The 12,384-nt window shown below is 65.2% G+C and carries 12 protein-coding genes; 8 read left to right on the top strand and 4 right to left on the bottom strand.

The features are described from left to right. Nucleotides 1–81 precede the first annotated feature (81 nt). The 4 genes from K7G81_RS04980 to K7G81_RS04965 all read left to right on the top strand — a co-directional run bounded on the left by K7G81_RS04980 (nucleotide 82) and on the right by K7G81_RS04965 (nucleotide 3,976). The gene (locus K7G81_RS04980) at nucleotides 82–516 is read left to right on the top strand and encodes a MaoC family dehydratase (RefSeq protein ID WP_223030123.1); all 435 of its coding nucleotides are present in this window, start codon (nucleotides 82–84) and stop codon (nucleotides 514–516) included. Nucleotides 517–535: 19 nt separating this feature from the next. Beyond that, on the top strand, nucleotides 536–1,714 hold the full coding sequence (locus K7G81_RS04975) for an acetyl-CoA C-acyltransferase (protein WP_223029656.1): 1,179 nt from the start codon (nucleotides 536–538) through the stop codon (nucleotides 1,712–1,714). A gap of 298 nt (nucleotides 1,715–2,012) precedes the next feature. Then, on the top strand, nucleotides 2,013–2,846 hold the full coding sequence (locus K7G81_RS04970; RefSeq protein WP_223029655.1) for a metal-dependent hydrolase: 834 nt from the start codon (nucleotides 2,013–2,015) through the stop codon (nucleotides 2,844–2,846). 179 nt (nucleotides 2,847–3,025) lie between these two features. Next, nucleotides 3,026–3,976, top strand: coding sequence for a glucokinase (locus tag K7G81_RS04965; protein WP_223029654.1), 951 nt, complete (start codon nucleotides 3,026–3,028; stop codon nucleotides 3,974–3,976). On the opposite strand, the gene soxR is transcribed toward K7G81_RS04965, so the two are convergent. Next, on the bottom strand, nucleotides 3,921–4,436 hold the full coding sequence (gene soxR / locus K7G81_RS04960; protein ID WP_255586624.1) for a redox-sensitive transcriptional activator SoxR: 516 nt from the start codon (nucleotides 4,434–4,436) through the stop codon (nucleotides 3,921–3,923). The two genes, K7G81_RS04965 and soxR, sit on opposite strands and share 56 nt — an antisense overlap. Nucleotides 4,437–4,524: 88 nt before the next feature. Here soxR and K7G81_RS04955 point away from each other — a divergent pair, with 88 nt between their 5' ends. Both K7G81_RS04955 and K7G81_RS04950 read left to right on the top strand, forming a co-directional pair. Then, entirely contained in the window at nucleotides 4,525–4,905 is a 381-nt protein-coding gene (locus K7G81_RS04955) for a VOC family protein (RefSeq protein WP_223029653.1), read from the top strand. 96 nt (nucleotides 4,906–5,001) lie between these two features. Next, the gene (locus K7G81_RS04950) at nucleotides 5,002–5,373 is read left to right on the top strand and encodes a YkvA family protein (protein WP_223029652.1); all 372 of its coding nucleotides are present in this window, start codon (nucleotides 5,002–5,004) and stop codon (nucleotides 5,371–5,373) included. 170 nt (nucleotides 5,374–5,543) lie between these two features. Here the strand turns inward: K7G81_RS04950 and K7G81_RS04945 are convergent, their stop codons facing one another. Further along, a complete protein-coding gene (locus tag K7G81_RS04945) occupies nucleotides 5,544–6,782 on the bottom strand; it encodes a polyhydroxyalkanoate depolymerase (protein WP_223029651.1) in 1,239 nt (412 codons plus the stop codon). A 144-nt stretch (nucleotides 6,783–6,926) separates the two neighbouring features. Here K7G81_RS04945 and K7G81_RS04940 point away from each other — a divergent pair, with 144 nt between their 5' ends. Continuing rightward, nucleotides 6,927–8,279: a M28 family metallopeptidase gene (locus tag K7G81_RS04940; protein ID WP_223029650.1), complete on the top strand. Its 1,353-nt coding sequence runs from the start codon at nucleotides 6,927–6,929 to the stop codon at nucleotides 8,277–8,279. 110 nt (nucleotides 8,280–8,389) lie between these two features. On the opposite strand, the gene K7G81_RS04935 is transcribed toward K7G81_RS04940, so the two are convergent. Together K7G81_RS04935 and K7G81_RS04930 are read right to left on the bottom strand one after the other, a co-directional pair. After that, a complete protein-coding gene (locus K7G81_RS04935) occupies nucleotides 8,390–9,118 on the bottom strand; it encodes a Crp/Fnr family transcriptional regulator (RefSeq protein ID WP_223029649.1) in 729 nt (242 codons plus the stop codon). Nucleotides 9,119–9,164: 46 nt separating this feature from the next. Next, entirely contained in the window at nucleotides 9,165–10,910 is a 1,746-nt protein-coding gene (locus tag K7G81_RS04930; protein ID WP_255586623.1) for a class I adenylate-forming enzyme family protein, read from the bottom strand. Between the two features lie 127 nt (nucleotides 10,911–11,037). Here K7G81_RS04930 and K7G81_RS04925 point away from each other — a divergent pair, with 127 nt between their 5' ends. Beyond that, a complete protein-coding gene (locus K7G81_RS04925; protein ID WP_223029648.1) occupies nucleotides 11,038–12,273 on the top strand; it encodes a serine hydrolase domain-containing protein in 1,236 nt (411 codons plus the stop codon). Nucleotides 12,274–12,384 lie beyond the last annotated feature (111 nt).

Here is a 12,384-nt window from a genome sequence, read left to right as displayed (position 1 = left end):
TAGCGCGGTCCTATGTGATGGCCCGCGCTACGACGAAAGATCCCCGAAAGGAAAGCCGTGTCGACGATTCCCGTTCAGGAGATGGCCCAACGCATCGGCATGGAAACAATATCCGACTGGGTCGAAGTCACGCAGGAAATGATTGATAAATTTGCCGATGCCACCGGCGATCACCAGTTCATCCATGTCGATCCCGAACGCGCGAAGATGACACCGTTCGGCGGCACCATCGCCCACGGTTTCCTCACCTTGTCGCTGATGCCGCTGCTCGCCTCGAAAGTGCCCGACCGGCCCGAGATCGAGGGCGTGAAGATGGGCGTCAATTACGGCGGCAACAAAGTCCGCTTCCTGCAGCCGGTGCGTTCCGGCAAGCGCGTGCGCGGCCGCTTCAAACTCCTGTCGTTCGACGAGAAGCGGCCCGGCCAGTGGCAACAGGTCAACGAATTCACCGTCGAGATCGAGGGCGAGGACAAGCCCGCAATGATCGCCGAATGGATCAGCCAGATTTTCGTTTAAGCCAAAGAGAGGATTCCCCATGCGTTCCGCCGTCATCGTTTCCACCGCCCGCACGCCGATCGGCCGCGCCTATCGCGGCGCGTTCAATGCCCTGCCCTCGCAGACGCTTGCGGCGAAGTCGATCGAGGCCGCCGTCCAGCGCGCGAAGATCGACGGCGCAGAAGTCGATGATGTCGTGTTCGGCGCCGCGCTCCAGCAGGGCCACCAGGCTGGCAACATCGCCCGCCAGGCGCTGTTGCGCGCGGGTCTTCCGGTGTCGGTGGCGGGCATGTCGGTCGATCGCCAGTGCGCCTCCGGCCTGATGGCGATCGCCACCGCCGCCAAGGAGATCATCGACGACCGCATGGACATCACGATCGGCGGCGGCGTCGAATCGATCAGCCTGGTCCAGACCCCGCAGATGCGCGTCGCGCCCGATCCCGAGTTGCTGGCGATGCACGACGACATCTACATGCCGATGCTGCAGACCGCCGAAGTCGTCGCCAAGCGCTACGGCATCAGCCGCGACGTGATGGACGACTATGCCCTGCAATCGCAGCAGCGCACCGCCGCGGCGCAGGCCGCGGGCAAGTTCGACGACGAGATCGTCCCCGTCACCGCGACGATGAACGTCACCAACAAGGAAACCAAGGAAGTCACCCAGAAAGAAGTGACGCTGGCCAAGGACGAGGGCAACCGCCCCGACACCAGCCTGGAAGGGCTGAAGTCGCTGCAACCGGTTCTCGGCCCCGACATGACGATCACCGCCGGCAACGCCAGCCAGCTCTCGGACGGCTCCTCCGCCAGCGTGCTGATGGAGGAGAAGCTCGCCGAGAAGCGCGGGCTCGCCCCGCTCGGCCGCTATGTCGGCATGGCGGTCGCCGGCACCAAGCCCGACGAGATGGGCATCGGCCCGGTGTTCGCGATCCCCAAGCTGCTCGAACGCTTCAATCTGAAGATGGACGATATCGGCCTGTGGGAACTCAATGAGGCGTTCGCCGTCCAGGTGCTTTATTGCCGCGACAAGCTGGGCATCCCCAACGATCTGCTCAACGTCAACGGCGGCGCGATCTCGATCGGCCACCCCTACGGCATGTCCGGCGCGCGGATGACCGGCCACGCCCTGATCGAGGGCAAACGGCGCGGCGCCAAATATGTCGTCGTCACGATGTGCATCGGCGGCGGCATGGGCGCGGCGGGGCTGTTCGAAGTCCTTTGATATAGTGAAATCGACGGTCGCGTCATAAGTGCCTGTCATGCTGAACTTGTTTCGGCATCCATGGGGCAGCGCCAAGCGATGCGCTCGACGGTCATGGAGCGCCATGGACCCTGAAACGAGGTCGCCGGTGACGGTTCGATTCTGATGAGGCGAACCGTCACCCCGGTCTTGTTTTGCGTTCGCGCGCGCGGCAGCGCGGCAAGAAATCCGTGCGTTTTTAGCGGAATTTAACCTGGATAAGACAGGGCGGAAGCGAAGGCCTTCGCCTGGGCGGGGCACAACGCTGGAAGCAGCCGCCATGCTCACCGTTCGCTACCCCAAGATCGATTTCTCGTCCTGCTTCCCGCGCTGGGCGCCTCATCATGAGTTCGCGCAGTATTTCAATTCGGTATCGCTGCTGCCGTGCGGGCTCGAGCCGTTTGCGATCAACGTCTTCAAGAAAGTGAAGGACCGGCTCGATCCGGTCAGGGATGCCCAGTTGATCCGCGAGGTCGACTGGTTCATCGCGCAGGAAGCGCAGCATTACCGCCAGCACGTCAGGTTCAACAAATGCTTCAAGACCGGGCACTATCCCCGGATCGCCGAGCTGGAGCGGCGGTTTTGCGATGAATTGAACGACTTTCTCGAGAACCGGTCGATCGAATTCTGCCTCGGCTATGTCGAAGGCTTCGAGGCGTTCGGGATCGTCTGGGCGCAATTGTGGTTCGAGGAGCTGGACGAGTACAAGCAGGACGCGCTGCCCGGCCCGCTGGGGCTGTTCAGCTGGCATTATGCCGAGGAATTCGAGCACCGCGAAATCGCCTTCAAGCTCTACATGGCGCTGGCGGCGCGCGGCAGCCTGTGGCGCCGCCTCTATTACACCTATTTCTATCGCGTCTGGATCACGCGCTTCGTCATGGCGCACCTGACGAAACATACATACCGATCGCGCCAGCATTTGCTGGAGGTGGATCGCGCCGCGATGACCGACGCGGAACGTGAGGCGTCGATCGCGCGCGAAGACGCCATGCTGTGGCATATCGGCGCGCTGCTCAAAAAGGGCATCCGCGCGCTCTATTCGCCCTTCTATTCTCCCACCCGCAAACGCACACCACGCGGCCTGAACGAGGTTCTCAGCCACTATGCGGGCTGATCGCTGACAAGCGGTCGCACTTCGAAACAACCTGCTGCCACCACTACAGATAGCGGCGCGTCCTCTGCGTCAGCCCCGGCTCGTACCCGGTTGAAGTTTCGGCTGGTATTCGCGGCCCGATATGTTAGCGATCACCCCGGCACCGTCGGCGAACGATGGGTCGCAAAGGAGAGGCGCCAATGGGGGGCGAGGATGTGGGGCTCGTGGCCGATATCGGCCGCGTATCGGTGCGCTTCGGGCTGAGCGGCGGCAGCGCCGGACTGGCGCCGCGCGACGTTCAGACCTTTCACACCGCGGATCATGCCACGTTCACGTCCGCGCTCGCCGCTTATCTGAAACAGGCCGGCATGGAGAACCGGGTGCTGCCGAGCGCGCTGGCGATCGCCGGCGCGGTGCGCGGCGACGTGGTCAACATGACCGGCAGCCGTTGGTATATCTCGCTGTCCGGGGTCGAGGCCGTGCTGCGCGCGCGACCGCATGCGATCAACGAATGCGCCGCCAACGCGCTCGCGCTCCCCGAACTGTCCGATAGCGCGTTCCAGCCCCTGCCCGGCCCACGCCCCAAGCCGGTGCGCCCCGGCGGCAGCTTCCTGGTGATCGGGCTCGGCACGGGCCTTGGCGTCGCCGGCCTAGTGACGGCGAGCGGCCGTCTCGCCGTGGTGCAGAGCGAAGGCGGGCACATGAGCTTTCCGGTCACGACGCCCGAGGAGGCGAAGGTTGCCGAGCATCTTGCCAGGCGCGGCGGGACAGCCGGCAACGAAGCGTTGATCAGCGCGCCCGGCCTCGTCGCCATCTACGAGGCACTGTCTGGCGGCCCGGCGCCCGCGCCCGAGGTCATCACCCGCGATACCGCGCGCGATCCGATCGCGGCAGCCACGCTCACCACCTTCATCGGCGCGCTGGGCGGCATGATCGGCGATCTGGTGCTGGCGTTAGGCGCCTGGGACGGCGTCTATCTCAGCGGGGCCATCGCCCGGGCGCTGCTCCACAAGTTCGCCGACCCGGCGCTACGCCGGCGGATGACCGCCAAGGAGGCCTTTTCGCGCCAGCTTGCCGAGGTACCGATCGCGGTGATCAATCGCGACGATCTGGAGCTGCTTGGCGCGGCCGCTGCGCTTCAATCGCGGTGATTGCCCCGCCCCCGGCATCGTCGAAGAGATAACGCGGCCCCGTCCCGCGCGCCGCAGCGCTGTCGCGGGGATTGTGAAGCGCACACACGCTCAGCGACAGGCAGCCGCAGCCGATACAGCTCGTCAGCCGGTCGCGCAGCCGCGCCATCATCGCGATCCGCTCATCGAGCAGCGCCTGGATGCTGCGGCTGATCGTCTGCCAGTCGGCGGCGGTCGGCGCGCGATTGCCCGGCAGTTTGTCCAGTTCGCGCTTAATTTCCTCGATCGACAGGCCCAGTCGCTGCGCGATCAGGATGAACGACAACCGGCGGATGTCGGATCGCACGAAGCGGCGTTGCCCGCCGGCATTGCGCAGCGGCGCCAGCAAGCCCCGGCTTTCGTAGAAGCGGATCGCCGAAACGCTGACGCCGACGCGCGCCGCCAATTGTCCGATCGGGATCAGCTCGCCTCCCCGAATCATCGCTCTCCAAAATAGCTTGACCTCAACTTAACTTGAGGTTGCATAAGGGCGCCGTCAACCGAATCTGGCTCAACGGAGAAGACGTCCCATGGCGCACGCGGCACTCGAACATGTCAACCTGACGGTCAGCGATCCCGATCGCACGGCATGGATGATGGAGCGCTTGTTCGATTGGCACGAGCGCTGGCGCGGCGTCACCATCGGCCGCGGCTTCACTGTCCATGTCGGCAACGAGATGAGCTACCTCGCGCTGCACGTCCCCGCCGCCGCGCCGCTCGACGGCCGGCCCTCGATGCCGGGTCGGCCGCTCAATCATGTCGGTGTCCTGGTCGAGCAACTCGACGATGTAGAACGGCGCGCGCTCGCGCTCGGCCTCAAACCCTATGGCCACGCTGATTACGCACCCGGCCGGCGCTTCTATTTCAAGGATGGCGACGGCATCGAATATGAAGTCGTGAGCTATGCGTAGCGTCGAATGCAGTGACACCAGGCGAGACCGCCTCCGCAAATAATCCGAACGAGGGCGCGGCTTGACCGGCTTGCCCGGCCGCGCGATGCCGCGATAATGGCCGGCCCTTCGCTCGCTCATCGCGCCCGTGTCGAGGCGCACGCCGTCTGGCTGGCGGCGCGCGATCCGCGCACGCCGTGGACGGCGCGTCTGGTCGGTCTGCTGGTCGCCGCTTATGCGCTGTCGCCGATCGACCTGATTCCCGATTTCCTGCCGGTCATCGGCCTGCTCGACGACGTCATCCTGATCCCGGCGGGCGTCTGGCTGTTCGAGCGGCTGGTCACGCCCGAGCAGATGGCCGAGCATCGCGCCGCCGCGGAAGCCGCGTCGCACCGCCCGACCAGCTGGCTCGGCCTCGCCATCGTCGTGATGGTGTGGCTGGCGGCATTCGCGCTGGTCTGGAGCGTCTTCCGCTTCGCCTACGATTAGAGCCGATCGGCATTCAGAACGCAGCGTTCGCGTTGCATCGTCACCGGCGAACGTGTTTCAGGGTCATGGTGCTTCATCACCGTCAGGCACAGCGGCCGGCGTTGCGCCATGGATGCTGAACCAAGTTCAGCATGACGGACACTTATGACGCGAATTTTAGATTCAGGTGGCTAGGCCTTCCTCGCCTCGGCCCCGTCGAACTTGGTGATCCAGTCTTCCAGCACCGGCGCGATGCGCGTGCGCCATTTCGATCCGTTGAAGATGCCGTAATGCCCGGCGCCCGCAGCGAGATGATAATGTTTCATCGCCTCGGGCAGATTGGGCGTCAGCTTGAGCGCCGCCCTGGTCTGGCCGATCCCCGAGATGTCGTCGCGCTCGCCCTCGATCGCCAGGATCGCGACGTCGGTGATCGCGCCGAGATCGACCCGCTTGCCACGATGCGTCATCGTCCCGTCGGGCAGCGCATGTGTCTGGAACACCAGGTCGACCGTCTGCAGATAGAATTCCGCCGTCATGTCGCACACCGACAGATATTCGTCGTAAAAGTCCTTGGTCTGATCCGCGCTCTCGTCATCGCCCTGGACGAGATGCTTGAACATTTCCCAATGCGACATCAGGTGGTTGCCGAGGTTCATCGACATGAACCCGGCCAATTGCAGGAAGCCGGGATAAACCTGCCGCCCGGCGCCGGGATAGGTCATCGGCACGGTGGCGATCGCGTTCTGCTCGAACCAGGCATGCGGCCGCTCGGTGGCGGCGAGGTTGACCGCGGTCGGCGCCTCGCGCGTGTCGATCGGCCCGCCCATCATCGTCAGCGTTTTCGGGCGGCACGGGTTGTTATCGGCATTCATCACCGCCGCGGCGGCGAGGCACGGCACCGACGGCTGGCACACCGCCAGCACATGCCCGCCCGGCCCGATTTCCTCGAGAAACGCAATCACGTAATCGATATAATCGTCGAGATCGAACCGCCCTTCGGCCATCGGCACCAGCTTCGCGTCGCGCCAATCGGTGATGTAGACGTCGGCGAACGGCAGCATCCGCTCGACCGTGCCGCGCAGCAGCGTCGCATAATGGCCGGACATCGGCGCGACGATCATCAGCTTCGGCCCGCCCTCGACGCCTTCGCGCACGAAGCGCTTCAACTGGCCGAACGGCTTGCGGGCCACGATCTCCTCATGCACCGCGACATCACGGCCATCGATCGTCGTGCGATCGAGCCCGAACGCCGGCTTGCCGCGCGGCGCCGCGGCGTGCGCGAACACCTCCAGCGCCGAAGCCAGCACCGGCCCGCCGCCGAAATAAGCGAACGGATTCGCCGGATTGTTGAGCAGTCCCGCGCCGACATTGGCCATCGCGCTGGCGCTGGCCAGCCATGATCGCTGCAATTCGTAAGCGTCGTAGAGCATGCTCGTCCTTCTAGCAGAAACCGGTTTCCGGTGTCTGAACGCCTTAAGCGGGTGAAACGATGCTGGCAATGAAGGATGCGCCACGTTGACGCGCGCGCGGCCGCGCCATACCCCCCGTTCGATCACGTTTTCGGGGGAATCGCCATGTTCTGTCGCCATACCGCTCGCCTGCTCGCCGCGAGCGCGCTCGTTCTCGCCGCGCCGGCCATCGCGCAGAGCGGCGTCACCGAACGCTCGGTCGCCGCGCATGAGGCGTTCCTCGCCAGCGACGCGCTGCAGGGCCGCGGCAGCGCGACGCGCGACGAGGCGATCGCCGCCGCCTATGTCGCTTCCGAATTCCAGTCCTACGGCCTCACCCACGCGCCCGGCATGGCAAGCTACCTGCAGACCGCGACGGTGGTTCGCGAAACGCTCGCCCGGCCGGCGAAGCTTTCGGCCAACGATCTGGTGATCACGCCGACCTTGCTGGCCGGCTCGGGTGCGACGGTCAGCGGTACGCTCACCGTCGCCTCATCAAGCGACGCGGCCGCAATGCCCGAGGGAGATGTCGTGCTGGTCAGCGCCGCCGATGTCGATCCGATCGCTTTCCTGCGCGCCGCCTCGGCCAAGCACGTCAAGCTGCTGCTGCTTACCGAGAGCGATGCGACGCGCAAGCTGGTGACGATGTTCGGCGGTAGCCCGCGGCTGCCGACCTATCTCGACGGCCAGCCTCCCGAGTCGCGCTCGACCATCGCGATCGTCCCCGCCGATCAGGTCGCCGCGCTCGCCAGGCGGGCGGGCAAGACGGTCACGCTCGACGTCGCGACGACGCAGCAGCGCAACACCACAACCAACGCGATCGGCTACCTCAAGGGCTCCGATCCCAATGCCGGGACATTGCTGTTCACCGCGCATCTCGATCACCTCGGCGTGCTGCCCGACGGCACGATCATGCACGGCGCCAACGACGATGCCTCGGGCACCACCGCGGTGCTCGAGCTCGCGCAGGCGCTCGCCACCGGCAAGCAGCCCAAGCGGAGCATCCTGTTCGTCTGCTACGGCAGCGAGGAGATCGGCGAGTTCGGCTCCACCTATTTCGGCGAGCATCCGCCCGTCCCCCTGGGCAATATCGTCGCCAATATCGAGTTCGAGATGATCGGCGCGCAAGACCCCAAATTGCCCAGGGACACGCTGATGATGACCGGTTTCGACCGTTCGAACCTGGGCGCCGCGCTCAAGCAGCATGGCGCGCTCGTCGCCGGCGACCCCTATCCCGAGCAGCATTTCTTCCAGCGTTCGGACAATTATGCGCTCGCGCTTAAGGGCGTCGTCGCGCACACGCTGTCGGGCTGGGCCGTAACGCCGACCTACCACCAGCCGACCGACACGCTCGCCAATCTCGATATTCCGTTCATGACCAAGGCGATCCGCTCGCTGGTCGGTCCAGCGAAATGGCTCGCCAACAGCGATTTCGTGCCGGCCTGGAATCCGGGCGGCAAGCCGGGCGAAGACAAATAGCTTGCCCGTCACCCCGGACTTGTTCCAGGATCCAATCCACCGCGCTCAAACGGCTCGTTGCTCTTGAGGCGCTTTGGATGCCGGAACAAGTCCGGCATGACGGACTCGTCCTACGGCGTCCGGAACTCGTCGTTCAAATACAGATAGTCCGGGCTGAATTCCCCGATCCGCGCCAACCGTTCGGGATCGATCACCCGCACGCGCTTGTCGCCGAACTCGACCAGTCCGTCCTCGCGCAGGCGCTTGACCATGCGGTTGACGTGGACGCTGGTCAGGCCGCACGCCTCGCCGAGATCCTGTTGCGTCAACGGCAGATCGAACCACCCTTCGGCATCGACCCGCTCGATCGCCGCCATTCGCGCGCGCGTTTCACTGAGAAAATGCGCCAGCCGCCCGATCGCTTCTAAGCGGCCGACGCGAAAAATCCATTCGCGGTGCATCGCCGCGTCGAGCAGCGTCGAAAACCACAGCATCCGGCCGAGATGCGGGAAACGCTCGGTGATCGCGGTCAGCCGATCGTGCGGCACCACCGCCACTTCCGCCGCGGTGATCGTCGCGATGTCGTGATCGAGCCGCTGCAGCGGATAGCCGTGCAGATCGAGAAAATCACCGGGCACTTGATAAGCGACGAGTTGCCGATAGCCGTCGCGCGCATCCATGTAACGGCACATCGCGCCGGACAGCAGCAAGGTGCTGCTGCGCACGCGCTCGCCGCGATGATGTGTGGTGCGCCGCGCCGGCAGGCGGTCGACGCGCTCGATCGCGTCCTCGAGCGCGCGCCGTTCCTCGTCGCTCATCTCGCGTCGCCGCCGGCCGCGCAGGAAGTTGTCGATCAGCATCCCGCAACTACGAATGACGACCCGAAAAGGTCCGCTTCCGGAACGATCAGGCCGCCTGTTCGCTGACGAACAGTCCCTTCAGATCACGCTTCAGGATCTTGCCGTTGGCGTTGCGTGGCAGCGTTTCGTCGACGAAGCGGATCGCCACCGGCACCTTGAACCCGGCCAGGCGCGCGCGCACGAACTCCTGCAACTCGGCCTCGCTCGCGCTCATTCCCGGTGCCAGATGCACCACCGCCGCCGGCTCCTCGCCCAGCGTGTGATGCGGAATGCCGATCAGCGCGCAATCGGTGACGGCGGGATGCGCGTAGAGCACGTTCTCGACCTCGACCGAATAGATGTTCTCGCCGCCGCGAATGACGATGTCCTTGGCACGATCGACGATGTAGAGAAACCCCTCCTCGTCGAGCCGCGCGAGATCGCCGGTGCGCACCCAGCCATCGACGAAGGTCTCGGCGGTGGCTTGCGGCTTGTTCCAATAGCCCCGCACGATCATCGGCCCCCGCGCCCATAATTCGCCGACCTCGCCCGCCGGCAGCTCGCGCGTGCCGTCCTCCGACATGATCTTGAGATCGGCCGCCGCCACCGGTGGGCCCGCGCTGTCGGGCCGGTTGAGATAATCCTCGCCGGCGTGATGCGTCACCGTCGCCATCGTCTCGGTCATGCCCCAGCCGTTGCCGGGCAGCGCGCCGAATTCCTCATGAATGCGCTTGACCAGCTCGGGCGCCGAGGGCGCGCCGCCATAGGCAATACTCTCCAGGCTCGAGAGATCATAGCGATCGCGCTCGGGATGCTCGAGCAATTGCCAGGCGATCGTCGGCACCCCACCGGTCAGATTGACCTTCTCGCGCTCGATGATCTCCATCGCCTCGACCGGATCCCATTTGCGCATGAAAACCAGCGTCGATCCGGTCGCGATCGATCCCATCATCGAGGCACTGCACGCCGTGACATGGAACAGCGGAATGACGAGCAGCCCGGTGCGCGGCTCGGGCTGCGGCGGCATTTCGCCACGCCTGAGATACGATCGCGCTGCCGAAAAGCCCCCCGACATGATGTTGCTCATCAGGTTGCGATGCGTGCCGAGCGCGCCCTTGGGCTGGCCCGTCGTGCCCGAGGTATAGAAGATCGTCGCGGCATCGTCGGGCGCGATCGCCGCTTCGGGCAGCGCGGCATCGGGCAGCGCGTGCCAATCGTGCGGCGTGCCGATCACGTCCTCCAGCCGGCTCGCCTTGCCGTCGAGCGGGGTGGTCGCGCGGGTGACGAGCACATGCCGAAGATCGGGCAGCGCCTCGTAATGCTCCACCAGCCGTTCGTGCCGCCGCCGATCGATGATCAGCACCTTGGCGCCCGAATCGGCCAGCCCGTATTCGAGCTCCGGCCCCGTCCACCAGGCATTCAGCGGGACGACGATCGCCCCCAGGCTCGCCGCCGCGAAGAATGCGACCGGCCATTCGGGCATGTTGCGCATCGCCAGCGCGACGCGATCCCCCTTGCCCACGCCCAGCTCGCGCAACCGGTTGGCGAGCGTCGCCACCGCGCGGAAATTGGCCTCGTAGGTGACGCGCTCGTCCTGATGCACGGTGAACAGCCGCTCGCCATGGCTGCGCGAAAACTGCAGCAGCAGCGCGAGGTTGGGCGGCGCATTCTTCCACACCCGCGTCGCCACGCCGTCGATTGCCACCGTCTCCATCTCGAAGCGCTGCCCCGGCGCCGTCAGCAGCGCGGTCGCTTCGGCCAGGGTGCATTTCGGCCAGGCGGGATCGAGCGGGATGATTGGGTCGCTGGCCAAGGCTGTTCTCTCCGGTCTTGAATGTCGGGTTTGGCTTTATCGTCGTTTCCAGAAACGATAGTGTTGATTCTCGCGCCACTCAAGGCAATAGGGTGAAGTGCGTTTGAATGAAAGGTATGGAGAGGGGATGCACGGAACGAGCACCGGACACCACGGTTTCGACGCCGATCGCCTGGCGCGAATCGATGCCTTCCTGAAAGAACGGTACATCGACTCGGGCCTGCTGCCGCACGCCCAGATCCTCGTCGCCCGAGACGGCGAGATCGCGCATTTCGCCAGCCTCGGCACCGCGCGCGAGGGCGGCGGGCGCCTCGCCGACGATGCCTTGTTCCGCATCGCCTCGATGACCAAGCCGATCACCTCGATCGCCTTCATGATGCTGGTCGAGCAAGGCAAGGTCGCGCTCGATACGCCGGTCCACCACGTTTTGCCCGAACTGAAGCAGGTCGGCGTCTATGACGGTGGCGGCGGATATAATAACGAACGCTCGGTCCCGTTCCTCACCAAGCCGCCGGCGCGGCCGATGCTGATGGTCGATCTGCTGCGCCACACCTCGGGCTTTACCTACAGCTTCCAGCAGCGCACCAATGTCGACACCGCCTATCGTCTGCTCGGGCTGGAGCGCTGGCACGGCCATCTGACGCTCGACCAGTTCGTGGCGGAGCTTGGCAAGCTGCCGATCGAATTCTCGCCCGGCGACGCGTGGAATTATTCGGTCTCGACCGACGTGCTCGGCGCCGTCGTCCAGCGCGTCTCGGGCATGGAGCTCGACGCCTTCTTCGCAGAACACATCTTCGCCCCATTGGGCATGGCGGACACCTTCTTCCAGGTGCCCGCCGACAAGCTCGAGCGGCTCACCGATTGCTACACTTTCGTCGCCGGCAAGGGCCGCGTGATGTACGATCCCGGCGCGACCAGCGCCTGGGCGCGCAGGCCCACCCAGCTTTCGGGCGGCGGCGGGCTGGTATCGAGCACCCACGATTATCACCGCTTTTGCCGCATGTGCCTGGCAGGCGGCGAACTCGATGGTGTGCGGATCGTTGGTCGCAAGACGATCGAGCTGATGACGATGAACCACCTGCCCGGCAATTCGGACCTCGCGACCATGTCGAAATCGCTGTTCAGCGAGGCGACCAATGCCGGGGTCGGCTTCGGTCTCGGCTTCGCGGTGACGACCGACGTCGCCAAGACGATGGTCCCCGGCTCGGCGGGCGAATATTATTGGGGCGGGATGTTCTCGACCGCATTCTTCATCGATCCGGTCGAACGCATCAACATGATATTCATGACGCAGATGAGCCCGAGCAACATCTACCCGATCCGCCGCGAGCTCAAGACGCTGATCTATTCGGCGCTGACATAAACGAGTCACCACCCCGGCGAGGGCCGGGGTCCAGTTGGCAAGGCTGCCGCAACGAAGCGCGCCGCCAGCCAACTGCCACCATCGATACTGGACCCCGGCCTTCGCCGGGGA

The sequence above is a fragment of the Hephaestia mangrovi genome (assembly GCF_019880555.1).
GTDB lineage: Bacteria > Pseudomonadota > Alphaproteobacteria > Sphingomonadales > Sphingomonadaceae > Sphingomonas > Sphingomonas mangrovi.
The sequence above is the reverse complement of the archived record's forward strand: the minus strand, read 5'-3'. Positions and strand labels throughout refer to the sequence as shown.